This is a genomic window from Streptomyces sp. NPDC127106, assembly GCF_042677605.1.
Taxonomy (GTDB): Bacteria; Actinomycetota; Actinomycetes; order Streptomycetales; family Streptomycetaceae; genus Streptomyces.
In genome coordinates this window covers 1-16,860 of sequence record NZ_JBHXTC010000069.1, presented here as the reverse complement: position 1 = coordinate 16,860, position 16,860 = coordinate 1, and the positions used below count along the sequence as shown (strand labels likewise).

Below are 16,860 nucleotides of genomic sequence, written 5' to 3'. Positions count from 1 at the left end.
GCGGTTTTGGTGCGCCCCCCGGCGGGGGCCCGCGGGGGGGGGGCCGGCCCGCGGGGGGGCCCCCCCCCGGGGCGGGGGGGGGGGGGGGCCCGGCGCCGGGGCCGGCTGCGGGTCCTCGCCATCGACGGGCAGGGGCGCCACCAACAGGGAGGTGTGCTCCACCGACTGCGGCGCCGCGATCCGCGGGACCACGCTCGTGCGGTCCTCCGCGGACGACCGCGCCTCGGCCAGGGCCTGCGGCGGCACGGCGTCCAGCTCGGCGTCGAGCAGCCGGCTCCGGGCGTCCAGGGCCAGGCCGAGCAGGGCCGCCGCATCGTACGGACGCAGGTCCGGGGTGCGGGAGGTGGCCTGCGCCACCAGCTCGTCCAGCGCGGCGGGCAGCCCGGGGACCACCGCCGACGGGGGCGGGACGTCCTCGTTCAGGTGCCGGTACAGCACCTGGGCCGGGGTGCCACCGGTGTGCGGCTTGTCCCCGGTCAGCATCTCGTACAGCACCACACCGCACGCGTACACGTCGACACGGGTGTCCGCGACGCCGTTCTCGATCTGCTCGGGGGCCAGGTAGGAGACGGTGCCGAGGACGGCGCCGGTGGTGTTGGTGACCGTGTCCACGGACCGGACCAGGCCGAAGTCGGCCACCTTCACCCGGCCGTCGTCGCCGATCAGGACGTTCTCGGGCTTCATGTCCCGGTGCACGAACCCGGCCCGGTGAGCGGCCCCGAGCGCGGCCAGGACCGGCTCCAGGATGTCCAGCGCCACCCGCGGCTGGAGCGCCCCGCGCTCACGCAGCACGTCGCGCAGGGTGCAGCCGGAGACGTACTCCATCGCCAGGTAGGTGTACGGGCCGTCCGTGCCCTGGTCGAAGACGGCCACCACGTTGGGGTGCGCGAGGCGGGCCACGGACTTCGCCTCGCGGATGAACCGGTCGACGAAGGCGGCGTCCGCGGCCAGCGCCGGGTGCATCACCTTCAGCGCCAGGATGCGGTCCAGGCGCATGTCCAGGGCCCGGTAGACCGTGGCCATGCCGCCTGCCGCGATGCGGGCGTCGATGCGGTAGCGGCCGTCGAGGGTCTGCCCGACGAGCGGGTCATCCAGGGTCGTGTCCACCCGGCCATCCTACGAGCCGGGCTGATGCGCGGGTCGGGGGCGGCTGTGCCTTGCAGCACAGCTGTGACGCGGCCCGGCCGCCGCCGCACGGCCGCCGCCGCCCTGTCGCCGCTGCGCGGAGCCGTACGCCGGCGAGGCTGGATTTCCAGCCCGCGCGGCGTTCGAGCGCAACGGGTCCGGGCAGAGCCCGGTTTCGGGAAGGGGCGGGGTGGGGAAACGGCTCCGCGCAGCGGCAGCAGGGCGGCCGCGGCGGGCCGGCGGTCAGAAGGCCGGGCGTTCCGGGTCGAAGGCGGCGCGGCCCTCGGCCGGGGACGAGGCGTGTGCGAAGCGGCGCTGCGGGATGCGTCCCGCACGGAACGCGAGCCGCCCCGCGGACACCGCGTCCCGCATCGCGCCGGCCATCAGCACCGGCACCTGCGCCCGCGTCACCGCCGACGCCAGCATGACCCCGGCGCAGCCGAGTTCCATCGCCAGCGCCACGTCCGAGGCGGTTCCCGCACCCGCGTCCAGGATCACCGGCACGCCCGCCCGCTCCACGATCAGCTCGAAGTTGTGCGGGTTGCGGATGCCCATGCCCGACCCGATGGGCGACCCCAGCGGCATGACGGCAGCGCAGCCGGCGTCCTCCAGTTTCCGGGCCAGCACCGGGTCGTCGTTGGTGTACGGCAGCACCGTGAACCCGTCGTCGACCAACGTCTCGGCGGCGGCCAACAGCTCCTCCCCGTCGGGGAGCAGCGTCCGCTCGTCCGCGATGACCTCCAGCTTGATCCAGTCCGTGCCGAGCGCCTCCCGCGCCAGTCGGGCCGTCAGTACGGCCTCGCCGGCCGTGTAGCAGCCGGCCGTGTTCGGCAGGACCGCGATCCCGAGTTTGTCGAGGACGCCCAGGACGGAGCCCTGCACCGCCGGGTCGAGCCGGCGCATCGCGACCGTGGTGAGTTCCGTACCGGAGGCGATCAGGGCGTGCTCCAGCACCTCCAGGCTGGGTGCCCCGCCGGTACCCATGACCAGGCGGGAGGAGAAGGTCCGGCCGCCGAGGACGAATGCGTCGTCCGCCATCGTGCTCAGCCTCCCTGGACCGCGGTCAGGACCTCGACCCGGTCGCCGTCGCCGACCGCGGTGTGCGGCCACTGCCCGCGCGGGACCACGGTCTCGTTGAGTGCGGCCGCGACCCCGGAGGGGGCCGTGGTCAGGGTGGCGACCACCGCGTCGAGGGTGGTGCCGGGCGCGAGCTCGCACGGCTCGCCGTTGACGGAGATGGTCATGCGTACGACTCCTGACGTGCGGGGGAGAAGCGGCGTGGGCTGAAGGGCCGGGCGGCCTCCGGCAGGACGCCGGTGGCGAGCAGTTCGGCCATGGCGTCGCCGGTGACGGGGGTGAGCAGCACCCCGTTGCGGTAGTGCCCGGTGGCCAGGTGCAGGCCGGGCAGGGCCGTGGGGCCGAGCAGCGGGGCGTTGTCGGGGGAGCCGGGCCGCAGTCCGGCCAGCGTCTCGGTCAGCGGCAGTTCGGTGATGCCGGGCACCAACTCGTGTGCGTCGCGGAGGAGTTCGTACACCCCGCCGGCGGTGACGGTGGTGTCCCAGCCGAGTTCCTCGCTGGTGGCGCCGATGACGAGTTCGCCGTTCTCCCGGGGCACCAGGTACACGTGGCTGCCGCGTACGACGGCCCGTACCGTCCGTGACAGGAACGGCGCGTACCGGGCGGGCACCGCGAGCCGCAGCACCTGCCCCTTCACCGGCCGGACGGGCGGCAGCGCCTCGTCGGGCACGCCGGCCAGCCGACCGCTGAACGAGCCCGCCGCCAGCACCACCTGGTCGGCGGACAGCTCGGTGCCGTCGTCGAGCACCGCGCCGGCCGCCCGGTCGGCGGTGACCACGAGCCGTTCGGCGCTCGCCCGGCGGATGTCGACGCCGGCGTGCTCGCAGGCGGCCAGCAGCGCGGCGGCCAGCCGCCGCGGGTCGACCTGGTGGTCGCCGTCGACGCGCAGGCCACCGCGGACGCCCGGGGCGAGCATCGGCTCCAGGCGACGGCACTCGCGGCCGGTGAGCCACTCGGACTCCAGGCCGCAGCGGCGCTGCAAGGCGTGCAGCTCGCGCAGGTGGAGCCGGTCGTCGGCGTCGAGGGCCACGGCGAGCGTGCCGCAGGCGCGGTAGCCGATGTCCATGCCGCCGCTCGCGTCGGCGAGTTCACCGGCGAATTCCGGATAGCGGGCGGCGGAGGCGAGGCCCAGGCCCAGCAGGGTCTCCTCGCCGTAGTGCAGTTCGGTGACGGGGGCGAGCATGCCCGCCGCGACCCGTGCGGCGCCGCCGCCGGGGGCCGGGTCGGCGAGGGCGGTGCGCAGCCCGCGCCGGGCCGCCCGCCAGGCGGTGACGAGGCCGATGATCCCGCCCCCGATGACGAGGACGTCGGCTCCCGTGGCCGCGGATCCCTTGGACGAGTGCATGGGCGTCCAGCCCCTCCCTTCGCCGGCATGACCCGGATCAGGTTCGGACGGTCGGAGGCCGGCCAGCCTCCCTCTCAGCCCGGTGCGCCCGGGCTCCCGCGATAGGTACGGTGGCCACAGTAGCCGTTCCTCTTCGGGGAGCGGGAGAGAGCCGGGACGCGGCCGCCGGTGCACCCCTTCTCACCGATCGTTGCTGACTAGGGTGGGTTGCGTGAGCGAGCAGACCGAACAGACTCAGAGCGGCGTCGTCATCGTCGGCGCCGGAATGGCCGGCGTGCAGACCGCGGTCGCCCTGCGCGAGCAGGGCTGGACCGGCCCCGTGACCCTGCTGGGCGCCGAGCCCCACCAGCCCTACGACCGGCCCCCGCTGTCCAAGGCGGTCCTGCTCGGCAAGGCCGAGGACTCCGCCTTCGACGTCGACTTCGAGGGCCTGGGCATCGAACTCCGGCTCGGCGTGGAGGTGAGCGGCCTGCGGGCCGCCGACCGCGAGCTGGACACCGAGGCCGGCCCGGTCCCGTACGGGGTCCTGGTCCTGGCGACCGGCGCCGAACCGCTGACCCTGCCCGGCGCCGAGGGCGTCCCGGGCGTCCACCTGCTGCGCACCCTGGACGACGCCGCCCGGCTGCGGCCCGTGCTGGCCCGGACCCCGGCCACCGTCGTCGTCGGCGCCGGGTGGATCGGCGCGGAGTTCGCCACCGCGGCCCGGGAAGCGGGCTGTGCGGTGACGGTGGTCGAGGCCGCGGACCGGGTGCTCGCGGGCGCCCTGCCGGCCGAGGTCGCCGCGCCGATGGCCGGCTGGTACGAGGAGGTGGGGGCCGCCCTCCTGACGTCCGCCAAGGTCGCCTCGGTGGAGTCCGGGCGGGTCCTGCTCGCGGACGGCCGGGAACTGCCCGCCGGAGCGGTGGTCGTGGGCATCGGGGCGCGGCCCGCCACCCGCTGGCTGGCCGGGTCGGGCGTCGAGCTCGGCGCCGACGGCTCGGTCACGGCGGACGCGTACCTGCGGACCTCCCTGCCGGGGGTGTACGCGGTCGGCGACTGCGCCTCGTTCCCCTCGGCGCGCTACGGGGCCCGGCTGCTGGTGCACCACTGGGACAACGCGCTGCAGGGGCCGCGGGTGGTGGCGGCGAACATCCTGGCCCGGGCCCGGGCCGACGCCGAGGGGCAGCCTCCGGCCGGGGCCGCGCTCCAGGTCTACGACCCGGTGCCGTACTTCTGGTCCGAGCAGTTCGGGCGGTTCGTCCAGTACGCGGGCCACCACGCGGAAGCGGACACCCTGCTGTGGCGCGGCGACCCCGGCGAGCAGGCGTGGTCGGTGTGCTGGCTGCGGGCCGGGTCGCTGGTCGCGATCCTCGCCGTGGGCCGGCCGCGGGACCTCGCCCAGGGCCGCAAGCTGATCGAGACCGGCGCCGCCGTCGACCCCGGCCGGGTGGCCGATCCCGCCACCCCGCTGAAGTCGGCCGTGGCCGCCCCGCAGTAGCGCGGCGGAACGCCCGGACGGCGCGCCCGGGCCGCGCGGGGGCGCCCGTACGGCCGGGGAACCCCGTACGGATCGGCCCGGGTACCGACGGCGGGCGGGAGGTGGCAGGCTTGTGCCGTGACCGAGATTGACACAAAGATCGATGCCCTTGTCCCCGCCTGGCTCCACCTGCCCGACATCGCCGAGATGCTGGACGTCGAAGTGACCCGGGTCCGCCAGCTGGTCAAGGAAGGTCAGCTGATCGCCGTCCGCCGCGGCGAGAACCGCACCCTCCAGGTACCCGCCGACTTCATCGACGGCAACAAGCTCGTCAAGGGCCTCACCGGCCTGCTGACGGTGCTGCGTGACGACGGCTTCTCCGACGAGGAGATGCTGGAGTGGCTCTTCACCGCGGACGAGACCCTGCCCGGCACCCCCGTGCAGGCGCTGCGCGAGAATCGCGGCACGGAGGTCAAGCGCCGCGCCCAGGCGCTCGCCCTCTGACCCGAGCCGACTGATCCATCCGCGGGACGCGGGCCGCCCGGTGCGGCCCGCGTTCTCTGCGCCCACCAGGGGGTACCCATGTCCGCGAACGCCCAGCAGCTCTCCGACGCCAGGCTCTACCTGTGCACGGACGCCCGCAAGCGGCAGGGGGACCTCCCCGAATTCCTCGACGCCGTGCTCGCCGGCGGGGTGGACGTCGTCCAGCTCCGCCACAAGGGCATGGAGGCCGCCGAGGAGCTCGACCACCTCCGGGTGTTCGCCGAGGCCGCCCGCCGGCACGGCAAGCTCCTCGCGGTCAACGACCGCGCCGACGTCGCGCACGCCATCGGCGCCGACGTCCTGCACCTAGGCCAGGGCGACATCCCGGTGCCCGCCGCCCGCGCCATCCTCTCCGGGGGCGTGCTGATCGGCCGCTCCTGCCACGCCGAGTCCGAGGTCGACGCCGCGGCCGCCGAACCGGGCGTGGACTACTTCTGCACCGGCCCCTGCTGGCCCACCCCCACCAAGCCCGGCCGGCCCGCCCCCGGTCTCGACCTGGTCCGCTACGCGGCCTCCCTGGAGCAGGACCGCCCCTGGTTCGCCATCGGCGGCATCGACGCCGGCAACCTCGACGAGGTCCTCGACGCCGGCGCCACCCGGGTCGTCGTCGTCCGCGCCCTGACCGAGGCCTCCGATCCGGGGGCCGCCGCGGCGGACCTCGCACGGCGGATCCGGAACCGCGTCTCTTAAGTGTCCAAAAAGCTGTCCAAAACCCGGACAGGGCTTCGGCGTGCGGGAACACGCGTCTAACCTGCCCGTATGGCCCTTGGTACCGCTTCCACCCGAACGGACCGTGCACGCACGGTCCGCGACCTGCTGGCGTCCGGGGACCCCTCGTACTCGTTCGAGTTCTGGGCTCCCAAGACCGAGAAGGGCGAGCGCAACCTCTGGAACGCGCTGCGCCGGATCGAGGCGGTGTCCCCGAGCTTCGTATCCGTCACGTACGGTGCCGGCGGCTCCACCCGGGGCGGCACCGTCAAGGCCACCCAGCAGATCGCCGCCGACACCACCCTGACGCCCGTTGCGCACCTCACCGCCGTCGACCACTCCGTGGCCGAGCTGCGCAACGTGATCGGCCAGTTCGCGGACGCCGGCATCCGCAACATGCTCGCCGTGCGCGGCGACCCGCCGGGCAACCCCATGGGCCCGTGGGTGCCGCACCCCGAAGGGGTGCACTACGCGGCCGACCTGGTCCGACTGCTGAAGGAATCCGGCGACTTCTGCGTGGGCGTCGCCGCCTTCCCGGAGATGCACCCGCGCTCCGAGGACTGGGATACGGACATCCAGCACTTCGTGGACAAGTGCCATGCCGGTGCGGACTATGCGATCACCCAGATGTTCTTCGATCCGGAGAATTATCTGCGGCTCCGCGACAGCGTCGAAAAGGCGGGCTGCGACACGCCGATCATCCCTGAGGTCATGCCTGTTGTGGCCATCAAACAGCTCGACCGGCTGCCCCAACTCAGCAACGCGGTCTTCCCCGAGGCCGTGAAAGAGCGCATGCTCGCCGTCAAGGACGATCCGGCCGCTGTACGCTCCATGGGGATCGAGTTCGCCACGGAGTTCTGCGCGCGGCTGCTGTCCGAGGGTGTCCCGGGGCTGCACTTCATCACGCTGAACAACTCCACGGCGACTCTCGAGATCTACGAGAATCTGGGCCTGCACCAGCGGGCCTGATCGGCCGTACCCCAGGGCGGCCGTACCGAGGGGTGCCACGCATGGGAATGACGGTCCTCTACGTCGCGTTCGGTTTCGTCGCGCTGTGGCTGCTTGCCGAGGTCCTGATGCAGTACAAGGCCCGGCTGCGCTGGCGGCTGCTCGCGTTCGCCGGGTTCGTCGGCGTGGTCGCGGGGGTGGTGCTGCCGTCGGTGCCGGTCATCGCCGTGGGCGCGCTCGCGTTCGCGGTGGGCCAGACGCTGGTGACGCTGTCCTTCCGCAAGGGCTTCGAGGCCGGCTGGTCGCTGCGCAAGGGCGGTAAGGGCGGTAAGGGCGGTAAGGGCGGTAAGGGCGGGGAAGCCGCCGCGGCGCCGAAGGGCGCTGCCCGCCGCCGCCGGGCGGGCGGACCGCGGTCCGAGCCCGCGCTGGAGGTGACCGGGCTGGAGTACGGCGCCGAGGCGGCGGGCGGGCCCGTGGACGCGGAGACGGGCGCCGACGCGGCCGGGGAGCCGGCGAAGGCCCCGCGGCCGCGGTTCCATGCCGCGACGGAGGACTTCTACAGCCCGGAGCCGCTTCCCGAGGACACCGGCTCGTACGGGATACAGAGCTTCGGCCCCGGCTCCGGCTCCGGCTCCGACCCCGGGCAGACGGCCGCGTTCGCCTCGCCGTTCACCACGGCCGAGCAGGACGCCCACGGCTACGCCGGCTACCAGGACCCGCAGACGCCGGGCGGCGGCTACGACTACCCCGGCGCCTACCAGCCCGGCGGTGAGCAGCAGGTCTACGCCGCCTACTCGGACCCGTACATCGGCACCGGCGGTGGTGTCATCCCGCAGCAGCCGTACGACTACACCCCGTACGGGGGCCAGGGCGGCGACCCGTACGCCGGTGGCACGGCCGGGCAGGACCAGTACGCGATGGACACCCCGCCCGGCGGTGTGTGGGTGCCGCAGCAGCGGGACGTCGCGCAGCCGTACCCGGCCGACGGCCAGGGCGGCGGGGCGTACCCGCAGCAGCCCCAGCAGCCCCAGCCGCCGCAGCAGCCCCAGCAGTACCCGTACCAGGGCTCCGGCGAGTACGAGCAGTACCGCTACTGACGGCCCCGCCCCGAGGCCCGCACCGGAAGCCGAACCGGCTCGGTGCGGGCCCGGGACGAACGCACCGGGCGTGCGCCCGCCGGCCCCGCCGGGTCACTGCGAGCCGCGGAAGCCCGAGCCCTCCACGATCAGACCGGCCACCAGCGCCCCGGTCATTCCCGCGTGCGCCAGACCGCCGCCGGGGTGCGCCCAGCCGCCCGCGAGGTACAGCCCGGGCAGGGCCGTGGAGTTCGCGGGGTGCAGCAGCCGGCCGCCGGCCCCGGCGAGTGAGGGGGCGGGTACCGCTCCGCCCGCCGCGCCGGTGGCGGCCTCGATGTCGGCCGGGGTGCGCGCCTCCCACCACAGCAGCCGCTCGCGCAGCCCGGGCACGGCCCGGGCGGCGAGGTCCAGCAGGGCCTCGGGCTCGGGTGCGGCCGCGGTGGTCGGGCCCGCGGGGGCGTGCACCGCGCTCACGGTGACGGCTTCGTGGTCCGCGTCGGGCCGGACGGCGGGGTCGTCGGGGCGCAGCACGGTGAGCTGCGTGCCGGGGGAGTGGACCAGCGTGCGGTGCACGGTGTCGGCGGGGCGGGCGCCGCGCAGCGCGAGCAGCAGGGTGGAGCGGGTGGCTCCGGCCGCGGCCCCGACGGGGACGCCGTCGGGCGGCAGCGGCACGGCCAGCTGCCGGGGGTCGGCCCCGCAGACCACGTGGTCGGCGGTGTGCTCGGTGCCATCGGCCAGCAGCACGCCGGCGGCCCGGCCCTCCCGGGCCAGGACCTCCCGGACCGGAGCGTCGAAGACGAACTCGACCCTCCGCTCGCGGCAGCGCTCGTACAGGGCGGTCGCGAGCACCCGCATCCCGCCGCGCACGTACCAGCTGCCGAAGGTCTGCTCCATGTACGGCAGTACGGTGGCCGAGGCGGGAGCGGTCGCCGGGTCGAGCCCGTACTCCCGCACCCGGGCGGCCAGCAACTCGCCGAGCCGCCCGCCCAGTTCGCGGGCGGCGATGTCGGCGAGGGTCGGCGGGCGGCGGCGCAGCAGCCCGCTTCCCCGCACCGCCGGGTACGGGTCCCGGCCGAGGACCTGCCAGTCGGGGCGCAGCGGCTCCTCCAGCAGGGGGCGGCGGGTGGCGTCCCACGCGTCCCGGGCCCGGTTCAGCACCGCGGCCCAGCGGTCCCCGGAGCCCGTGCCGAAGGCCTCGTCGAGGGCGGCCGCGACGCCACCGCGGGAGGTGCCCGGCAGGATGACGGCGGTTCCGTCGGCGAGGACGTGACGGACGGCCGGGTCGACCTGGACGAGGTCGACGCAGTCCTCCAGGCGCCGCTTGCCGGTCTTGACGAACAGGTCGCGGTAGACGGCGGGCAGGTGCAGCAGCCCCGGGCCCGTGTCGAAGGCGAATCCCTCCCGCTCGAAGCGGCCGAGCGAGCCGCCGTAGGTGGAACCCCGTTCGTACACCGTCACCTGGTGCCCTGCCACGGCCAGCCGGGCCGCCGTGGCCATCGCGCCCATGCCGGCGCCGATCACCGCAATTCGTGCCATGGCCCGACCCTATCGAGCGGCTCAGCCCGGGCTCAGCGGGGTGGCCCGGGTGGAGCCGCGGCCGGTCCGCTCCGGTCGGCCAGTTGCTTCTCCTCGCGGCGCTGGGCCCGCCGGCGCAGGAAGCGGCGGATCCGCGCCCACAGGAAGACGACCACCGCCAGGCCGGCTGCGAGCAGGACGGCGGCGATCACGGCTGCGGCTACGGGGTGAAACAGGGCGAGGGTGACGACGGCGGCGACGGCGAGGTCCTCGGCGGTGCTCAGCACGATGTTGGAGACCGGCTCGGGGGAGGTGTTGACCGCCATGCGGGTGCCGGCCTTCACGGCATGGCTGGCCAGGGCGGTGGAGCCGCCGATCGCGCCGGCGGCGAGGTCGGGGAGCGAGCCGCTCTGCCCGGCGAGCAGGGCGCCGACCACCGCCCCGGCGACGGGCCGGACGACAGTGTGGACGGCGTCCCAGACGGAGTCCACGTACGGGATCTTGTCGGCGACGGCCTCGCAGAGGAACAGCACGCCGGCGACGACGAGCACGTCGGTGCGCTGGAGGGAGGCGGGCACCTCGTCGGTCAGCCCGGCCGCGCCGAAGAGGCCGAGCAGGAGGACCACGGCGTAGGCGTTGATCCCGCTGGCCCAGCCGCTGGTGAAGACCAGGGGGAGGACACTCACCGGGCCATCATCGCGCAGGGCGGGTGATCCGGTGGGCGGACGGGGAAAACCCGGACGTCGCGGCCGGAGCGGTGAGGGGGCGGCCGCCGTGCGGCAGCCGCCCCCTCACTCGTGTCTGCGCGGGGCGCTAGTGCCCCTGCTCGTCGCGGCGGCGCTGCCACCGCTCCTCGATGCGGGTCATCATCGACCGGCGCTGCCGGTTGCGGCCGTGGGCCGAACCACCTGCACTTCCGGAGACGGGGTGCTCGCCAGGCTTGGGCGCCTTGCGCCAACCGGTGACCACGAGGACCGTGCAGCCCAGCATGACGAGGAAACCCACCACGCTGACCCACAGTACGTTCGGGATGATCACACCGGTCATGAGGAGCGCGATACCCACCACAATGCCTGCGACTGCCTGGTAGACCCGTCGCCGGGTGTACGTACGCAGTCCGCTTCCCTCAAGCGCTGTCGCGAACTTGGGATCTTCGGCGTACAGCGCTCGCTCCATCTGCTCGAGCATTCGCTGCTCGTGCTCCGAGAGCGGCACGGGAGTCCTCCTCATCCTTCGGTCGCGGGGGGTAGCGACCAGGGGTCCCCTTCAGGATAGGCGGGGAATCGCCCCCGTGATACCCGCCCTCCACCCAGGTTCGAAAAATGCACTGCCGGAAAGGCACTGCGCCACAACAAGGCACTGCGCGAAACCGTACCGCCGGGGGAGCGGTCACTGAGGCCGTTATTCCCCACCGCCCCGTCCGCCATGCCGGTCCCGTCCCACGATCATACGGTGCAGGCCCGCGCGGCGGAGGGTGTCGGAAGGACCCGTGGAAACCGCCGGGGGTTCCGCGGACCGGGGAATTCAGGCGTGCTTCTCACCGAGTACGTGCAATTGCGTGGCGATCGCGTGGAAGGCGGGCAGCTCGGCGGCGGCCTCCTCCAGGCGCAGCAGCGCCTCGACGGCGCCGGGCTCGGTGTCCACGAGCACGCCGGGGACGAGGTCGGCGAAGACGCGGACCCCGTGCACGGCGCCGACCTCCAGGCCCACCCCGGCGACCAGCTCGGTGAGCTGTTCGGCGGTGAAGCGCCGCGGCATCGGGTCGCCGGCGCCCCAGCGGCCGGCCGGGTCGGTGAGGGCCGTGCGGGCCTCGGTGAAGTGGCCGGCGAGGGCGCGGGCGACGACGGCCCCGCCGAGGCCGGCGGCGAGCAGGCTCAGCGTGCCGCCGGGGCGCAGCGCCGCCACCGCGTTGGCGGCGCCCTCGGCCGGGTCGTCCACGTACTCCAGCACGCCGTGGCAGAGCACCACGTCGTACGACTCCCGCTCGACCACGTCGAGGAGGCCCTGGGCGTCGCCCTGCACACCGCGGACGAGGTCGGCAACGCCCGCCTCGGAGACCCGGCGTTCCAGGCCGAACAGGGCGTTCGGGCTGGGGTCGACGACGGTGACCCGGTGGCCCAGGTGGGCCACCGGGACGGCGAACTTGCCGGTGCCGCCGCCGGTGTCGAGTACGTCCAGCACGTCCCTCCCGGTCGCCTTCACCCGGCGGTCGAGGGCCTCCTTGAGGACCTCCCACACCACGGCGGTGCGGAGGGAGGCACGGGGGCGGGAAGTGTCCGACACGGCTGATGACTCCTCGGCGCGGTAAGGGTGGGTGATCCGGGTCCCACCCTATTGCCTCCGACAGTCCCGCAGCTCATCCCGCGTCAGGACGCTCCGGCCGGGGCTGCGGCAGGGTCTGCGCCACCGGCTGGAGCGCGAGCATCCGCTCGACCAGCCGCAGGAACATCGACGCGGCGCGCAGGAGGTAGTCCGCGTCCTCGCTGCTCGCCGCGTCGCGTATGCCGGCCTCGGCCCGGGCCCGCCGGGCGGCGCCGGAGGCGAACAGGGCGCTCCACTCGGCCAGTTCCGGAGCGAGCTCGGGAAGCACCTCCCAGGCGCTGCGGATGCGGGGCCGGCGCCGCGGGTGCGCCGGCTCGGGCCGCGCGCGGGCGGCGAGCACGGCCGCGGCCGTGCGCAGGGCGGCGAGGTGGGCGGTGGCGTAGCGCTCGTTGGGGCGGGTCAGCCGGGCGGCCTCGGCCAGGCCGTCGCGTGCTTTGTCGAGCAGGTCGAGCGCGGCCGGCGGTGCCACCGACCTGCGCGGAACGGGGTGGACAGGGGACGGGGACGGTGTGGCCATGACGAACCTCCTGTCGTTGCGTACTGCTGCTCTTCCCGGCGCTTGGTTCCGTGCCGTGGGTCCATCGTGACGGCCGCCACTGACAATCGCGCTGACCTGCGATTTCGCACGCTTCGCGAGGTCAGTTCGCCCCCGCTGCGCGGGTGTCCGCGCTGAAGGTGATAGCTTTTGAACTGACCGGTCAGTTCAAAAGAGAGAGGGGGTCGGCGTGGACAGCCCGCACGGCGCGGCCGTCAAAGCCGAGAACTTCGGACTCAAGGGCCCGCGCGGCTGGGCGTTCCGGGGAGTGGGCATCGACGCCGGCCCCGGCTCGCTCATCGCCCTGGAAGGCCCCTCGGGCAGCGGCCGGACCTGCCTGCTCCTCGCGCTCACCGGGCGCATGAAGCCGAGCGAGGGCCACGCCGAGGTCGCCGGCCACCGGCTGCCGAAGCGGATGGCCGCCGTCCGACGGGTGGCCGCCCTCGGTCCGGTCTCCGGCGTCAACGACCTGGACCAGGCCCTCACCGTCGCCGAGCAGCTGCGCGAGGGCGCCCTGCTCCAGCGCCGCTACGAGGGCCCGGTCCGCGCCCTGCTGCGGCCCCGCGGCGAGCGCCGCACCACCGCCGCGGCCCGCATCTCCGCCGCCCTGGCCGCCGCCGGCCTGGACCTGGACGCGCTGGCCAAGGGCCCGCGCACCTCCGTCCGGGACCTCGACCGACTGGAGGCGGTCCGGCTGTCCGTGGCCATCGCCCTGTTGGGCTCCCCGCGGCTGCTGGCCCTCGACGACCTCGACCTCAAGCTCTCGGACGCCGAGCGCGCCGACGCCTGGGCGATGCTCCGCTCGATCGCCGACGGCGGCACCACCGTCCTCGCGGTCTGCAGCCAGGCGCCGGAGGACGTACGGGTCCTGCGCACGACCCCCGCCGAGCCCGATGCGAAGCCCGCTGCCGAGGCCGCCGCGAAGCCCGCGGCGGAGGCCGGGGCGAAGCCCGATGCGAAGCCTGCCCGGAAGGACACCGCGAAGCCCGCGGCGAAGGACACCGGCCAGGCCGAGACGAAGCCCGCGGCGAAGGACGGGGCGAAGGGCGGGGCGAAGGACGGGGCGAAGGGCGGGGCCCAGAGCGACACCGACGGCGGCGGCACCGACGCCGGCGCGGACGACCGGACCGACGACGACACGAAGGGGGCGGACGATGCGCTCGCCGAAGCTGGCCGCGCTTGAGCTGAAGCGGTTCGGGCGGGGGAAGCTCCCCCGGGCCGCCCTCGTTGCGCTGCTCCTGCTGCCGCTGCTCTACGGAGCCCTGTACCTGTGGTCCTTCTGGGACCCGTACAGCCGCCTCGACAAGGTGCCCGTCGCCCTGGTCAACGCCGACAAGGGCGCCACCGTCGACGGCAACCGCCTCGCAGCGGGCGACGACATCACCAAGAAGCTGCACGACAGCAAGACCTTCGAGTGGCACGAGGTGAGCGCCAAGGAGGCGGCCAAGGGCCTGGAGGACGGGAAGTACTACCTGTCCCTGACCATGCCGGCCGACTTCAGCGAGAAGATCGCCTCCAGCTCCGGCGACGACCCGACCACCGGGGCCCTCCAGGTCCGTACCAACGACGCGAACAACTACATCGTCGGCTCGATCTCCCGCACGGTGTTCGCCGAGGTCCGCACCGCGGCGTCCACGAACGCCTCCCGGAAGTTCCTCGACAAGATCTTCGTCTCCTTCTCCGACCTGCACGACAAGACCGCCGAGGCCGCCGACGGCGCCTCCAAGCTCAAGGACGGCGCGACCAGGGCCCAGGAGGGCGCGAAGGAGATCGCCGACAACCTCGACAAGGTCGAGCAGAAGAACGGCGAGCTCACGGGCGGCCTGGAGAAGCTCGGCGAGGCCGCCACGAAGCTGAAGAAGGGGACCAGGGACGTCGCGAACGGCACCCAGGTCGTCGCCGACAAGGTGAGCGGCAACGCCGACAAGGCCCGCCCCGCCCTGAAGGACCCCCAGCAGGTCGCCGACGCCGCCGTCCTGGTCGCGGACACCGCCAAGGTCGTGAACAACCACCTCGACAAGATCTCCAAGACGGCCCCCGGCGCGGCCCGGGTCAGCAAGCAGGCCGCCACCCTGGCCGCCGACGCCCACACCCGCAACTGCACCGGCGCCGCCGCGGCCAAGACGCCGCCGGCCGCCTGCGCCGACCTCAAGAAGATCAAGGACGCGAGCGCGGAGGCGTCCCGGCTCACCGGCAACGTCGACACCCTGTTCAAGAACTCCAACGGCGACCTGACCACGCTCCGCAAGCAGCTCTCCGACCTGGAGGTCAAGGCCCGCAAGCTGGCCGCGGACGCCCCCCACCTGTCCGCCCGCCTCGAAGCCGCCGTCACCCAGGCCAACGCCCTCAACGACGGCGCCCACAAGGTCGCCGACGGCATGGCCCAGCTGCACGCCGGCCTCGGCAAGGCCACCAGCGGCTCGGCGGCCATCGGTGACGGCGTCAGCAAGATCGGCGACGGCGCGCACAGCCTCGACGGCGGCCTGTACAAGCTCGCCGACGGCAACGGCGAACTGGCGAACGGCCTGCACGAGGGCGTCGGCAAGATCCCGGACTACGACCAGCAGCAGCGCGACGCCCGCACCGAGGTCATGGCCGACCCGATCAAGCTCGCCAACCAGTCCCTGCACAAGGCGCCGAACTACGGCACCGGCTTCGCCCCGTACTTCATCCCGCTCTCCCTCTGGGTCGGCGCGATGGTCGCGTACATGCTGATCGCGCCGATGAACCGGCGCGCCCTGGCCGCCGGCGCCTCGCCCTGGCGGATCGCGCTCGCCGGCTGGCTGCCCGTGGCCGGTCTCGGCGCCCTCCAGGTCGGCATGCTGATGTCCGTCCTGCACTGGGGCCTCGGACTGGAGATGGAGCACCCGGCCCTGACCGTCGGCTTCCTGGTCCTGGTCACCGGCTGCTTCGCGGCGATCGTGCAGTGGCTGAACGCCAAGTTCGGGGCCGCCGGGCGGATCCTCGTCCTGGCCGTGCTGATGCTCCAGCTGACCTCGGCCGGCGGCACCTACCCCGTCCAGACCAGCCCGGGCTTCTTCAACGCGATCCACCCGTACCTGCCGATGTCGTACATCGTCGAGGGCCTGCGCCGCCTGATCACCGGCGGCGGCCTCGCCCCGGTCTGGCAGGGCGGCGCCGTCCTGCTGGCCTTCACCGTGGGCGCCCTCGCCCTCACCTCGCTCGCCGCCCGCGGCAAGCAGGTGTGGACGATGGACCGGCTCCACCCCGAACTGAGCCTGTAGGGGGCGGAGGACCTGTGAGAATCAGCCACATGGACAGCAGCAGCACCACCGCCGGCGGCGGCCGCCGCCAGGCGACACGCCAGAAGCTCTACGAAGCGGCCGTCACCCTCATCGCCGAACAGGGCTTCTCCGCGACCACGGTCGACGAGATCGCCGAGCGGGCGGGCGTCGCGAAGGGCACCGTCTACTACAACTTCGCCAGCAAGAACGAGCTCTTCGAGGAGCTGCTGCGGCACGGCGTCGGCCTGCTCACCGCCTCCCTGCGGGCAGCGGCCGAGGAGACCGAGTCGAACGGCGGCAGCCGGGTCGAGGCGCTCGACGCGATGATCCGGGCCGGGCTGGTCTTCATCGACCGCTACCCCGCCTTCACCCAGCTCTACGTGGCCGAATTGTGGCGAACCAACCGCACCTGGCAGTCCACCCTGATGGTGGTCCGTCAGGAGGCGGTGGCCGTCGTGGAGACGGTGCTGCGCGAGGGCGTGGAGCGCGGCGAACTCAGCGCGGAGATCGACGTGCCGCTGACGGCGGCCGCGCTGGTGGGGATGGTGCTGGTGGCCGCACTGGACTGGAAGTCCTTCCAGCGCGAGCGGTCGCTGGACGACGTGCACTCGGCGCTGTCGCTGCTGCTGCGCGGGCGGGTCAGCGGCAACGGCTGACCGCCGCCCCCCGATCGGCGGTGCTGCCGGCGGGCCCGGCCGCGTACAACTGGTGGGGCCTGCCGCCGGTCCGCCGCGGAACCTGAGTACCCGTACTCAGGAGGGGAAATGAGTACCTGCGCGGATGGGCTCCCACCTGCGCGGACGACAGACTGGGGGCAACGGAACGGGGCCCGGTCCGGACCGCCGACACGGGGCGGCCGGTGCGGACCGGGTGCCTTCCGCCGTGACCGGGACGGGGGGAGACGGGGGAGAACGTAGCCCGGTGATGCAGTAACGCCGGCGCGGCGGGGCTCGGGGGGATCGAGC

16 protein-coding genes, 1 pseudogene and 1 riboswitch are annotated in these 16,860 nt (G+C 74.1%); of the genes and pseudogenes, 8 read left to right on the top strand and 9 right to left on the bottom strand.

The features are described from left to right. The 4 genes and pseudogenes from ACFVGY_RS33650 to thiO form a co-directional block, all read right to left on the bottom strand. Positions 1-1,023, bottom strand: a pseudogene (locus ACFVGY_RS33650) (protein kinase); the annotation flags it as partial. 345 nt (positions 1,024-1,368) lie between these two features. After that, entirely contained in the window at positions 1,369-2,163 is a 795-nt protein-coding gene (locus ACFVGY_RS33645; protein ID WP_385685000.1) for a thiazole synthase, read from the bottom strand. A gap of 5 nt (positions 2,164-2,168) precedes the next feature. After that, a complete protein-coding gene (thiS, locus tag ACFVGY_RS33640; protein ID WP_385684997.1) occupies positions 2,169-2,369 on the bottom strand; it encodes a sulfur carrier protein ThiS in 201 nt (66 codons plus the stop codon). Then, positions 2,366-3,547, bottom strand: a complete 1,182-nt coding sequence (gene thiO / locus ACFVGY_RS33635) for a glycine oxidase ThiO (RefSeq protein WP_385684994.1) — start codon at positions 3,545-3,547, stop codon at positions 2,366-2,368. The genes thiS and thiO overlap by 4 nt, the downstream gene beginning before the upstream one ends. Then, positions 3,545-3,657: riboswitch (TPP riboswitch) on the bottom strand. It overlaps the preceding gene by 3 nt. 101 nt (positions 3,658-3,758) lie before the next feature. On the opposite strand from thiO, the gene ACFVGY_RS33630 reads away from it, so the two are divergent. The 5 genes from ACFVGY_RS33630 (at position 3,759) to ACFVGY_RS33610 (ending at position 8,299) form a co-directional block, all read left to right on the top strand. Further along, positions 3,759-5,024, top strand: a complete 1,266-nt coding sequence (locus ACFVGY_RS33630; RefSeq protein WP_385684992.1) for an NAD(P)/FAD-dependent oxidoreductase — start codon at positions 3,759-3,761, stop codon at positions 5,022-5,024. 117 nt (positions 5,025-5,141) lie between these two features. Beyond that, positions 5,142-5,507 carry an Rv2175c family DNA-binding protein gene (locus ACFVGY_RS33625; RefSeq protein WP_385684990.1) on the top strand — a complete coding sequence of 122 codons (366 nt, stop codon included), beginning with the start codon at positions 5,142-5,144 and terminating at the stop codon, positions 5,505-5,507. Between the two features lie 78 nt (positions 5,508-5,585). Further along, the gene (thiE, locus tag ACFVGY_RS33620; protein WP_385684987.1) at positions 5,586-6,236 is read left to right on the top strand and encodes a thiamine phosphate synthase; all 651 of its coding nucleotides are present in this window, start codon (positions 5,586-5,588) and stop codon (positions 6,234-6,236) included. A 69-nt stretch (positions 6,237-6,305) separates the two neighbouring features. Continuing rightward, entirely contained in the window at positions 6,306-7,223 is a 918-nt protein-coding gene (metF, locus tag ACFVGY_RS33615) for a methylenetetrahydrofolate reductase [NAD(P)H] (RefSeq protein ID WP_385684984.1), read from the top strand. A 41-nt stretch (positions 7,224-7,264) separates the two neighbouring features. Beyond that, positions 7,265-8,299 (top strand): hypothetical protein, encoded by a 1,035-nt coding sequence (locus ACFVGY_RS33610; RefSeq protein ID WP_385684982.1) that lies wholly within the window; start codon positions 7,265-7,267, stop codon positions 8,297-8,299. Between the two features lie 93 nt (positions 8,300-8,392). Here ACFVGY_RS33610 and ACFVGY_RS33605 read toward each other — a convergent pair whose 3' ends face one another. The 5 genes from ACFVGY_RS33605 to ACFVGY_RS33585 form a co-directional block, all read right to left on the bottom strand. Further along, positions 8,393-9,814 (bottom strand): phytoene desaturase family protein, encoded by a 1,422-nt coding sequence (locus ACFVGY_RS33605; RefSeq protein WP_385684979.1) that lies wholly within the window; start codon positions 9,812-9,814, stop codon positions 8,393-8,395. Between the two features lie 32 nt (positions 9,815-9,846). Next, positions 9,847-10,479 carry a DUF4126 domain-containing protein gene (locus tag ACFVGY_RS33600; RefSeq protein WP_385684976.1) on the bottom strand — a complete coding sequence of 211 codons (633 nt, stop codon included), beginning with the start codon at positions 10,477-10,479 and terminating at the stop codon, positions 9,847-9,849. A gap of 127 nt (positions 10,480-10,606) precedes the next feature. After that, positions 10,607-11,008, bottom strand: coding sequence for a DUF3040 domain-containing protein (locus ACFVGY_RS33595; protein WP_360632702.1), 402 nt, complete (start codon positions 11,006-11,008; stop codon positions 10,607-10,609). Between the two features lie 309 nt (positions 11,009-11,317). After that, positions 11,318-12,076, bottom strand: a complete 759-nt coding sequence (locus ACFVGY_RS33590) for a methyltransferase domain-containing protein (RefSeq protein ID WP_385684973.1) — start codon at positions 12,074-12,076, stop codon at positions 11,318-11,320. 73 nt (positions 12,077-12,149) lie between these two features. Then, positions 12,150-12,632: an SAV_6107 family HEPN domain-containing protein gene (locus tag ACFVGY_RS33585; RefSeq protein WP_385684970.1), complete on the bottom strand. Its 483-nt coding sequence runs from the start codon at positions 12,630-12,632 to the stop codon at positions 12,150-12,152. A gap of 208 nt (positions 12,633-12,840) precedes the next feature. Between ACFVGY_RS33585 and ACFVGY_RS33580 the strand changes: the two genes are divergently transcribed. Genes ACFVGY_RS33580 through ACFVGY_RS33570 form a run of 3 tightly spaced genes read left to right on the top strand, consistent with a single transcriptional unit; the run spans position 12,841 to position 16,551 of the window. Next, positions 12,841-13,833 carry an ATP-binding cassette domain-containing protein gene (locus ACFVGY_RS33580; RefSeq protein WP_385684967.1) on the top strand — a complete coding sequence of 331 codons (993 nt, stop codon included), beginning with the start codon at positions 12,841-12,843 and terminating at the stop codon, positions 13,831-13,833. Continuing rightward, complete coding sequence (locus ACFVGY_RS33575) at positions 13,805-15,895, top strand: YhgE/Pip family protein (protein ID WP_385684964.1); 2,091 nt, start codon at positions 13,805-13,807, stop codon at positions 15,893-15,895. The genes ACFVGY_RS33580 and ACFVGY_RS33575 overlap by 29 nt, the downstream gene beginning before the upstream one ends. Positions 15,896-15,924: 29 nt before the next feature. After that, positions 15,925-16,551: a TetR/AcrR family transcriptional regulator gene (locus tag ACFVGY_RS33570; protein WP_385684961.1), complete on the top strand. Its 627-nt coding sequence runs from the start codon at positions 15,925-15,927 to the stop codon at positions 16,549-16,551. The last annotated feature ends 309 nt before the right edge of the window (positions 16,552-16,860 follow it).

Coding starts and splice junctions, on each gene's coding strand:
- ACFVGY_RS33645 (WP_385685000.1), bottom strand. CDS start 2,163: ATGGCGGACGACGCATTCGTCCTCGGCGGCCGGACCTTCTCCTCCCGC.
- thiS (WP_385684997.1), bottom strand. CDS start 2,369: ATGACCATCTCCGTCAACGGCGAGCCGTGCGAGCTCGCGCCCGGCACC.
- thiO (WP_385684994.1), bottom strand. CDS start 3,547: ATGCACTCGTCCAAGGGATCCGCGGCCACGGGAGCCGACGTCCTCGTC.
- thiE (WP_385684987.1), top strand. CDS start 5,586: ATGTCCGCGAACGCCCAGCAGCTCTCCGACGCCAGGCTCTACCTGTGC.
- metF (WP_385684984.1), top strand. CDS start 6,306: ATGGCCCTTGGTACCGCTTCCACCCGAACGGACCGTGCACGCACGGTC.
- ACFVGY_RS33610 (WP_385684982.1), top strand. CDS start 7,265: ATGGGAATGACGGTCCTCTACGTCGCGTTCGGTTTCGTCGCGCTGTGG.
- ACFVGY_RS33605 (WP_385684979.1), bottom strand. CDS start 9,814: ATGGCACGAATTGCGGTGATCGGCGCCGGCATGGGCGCGATGGCCACG.
- ACFVGY_RS33585 (WP_385684970.1), bottom strand. CDS start 12,632: ATGGCCACACCGTCCCCGTCCCCTGTCCACCCCGTTCCGCGCAGGTCG.
- ACFVGY_RS33575 (WP_385684964.1), top strand. CDS start 13,805: ATGCGCTCGCCGAAGCTGGCCGCGCTTGAGCTGAAGCGGTTCGGGCGG.
- ACFVGY_RS33570 (WP_385684961.1), top strand. CDS start 15,925: ATGGACAGCAGCAGCACCACCGCCGGCGGCGGCCGCCGCCAGGCGACA.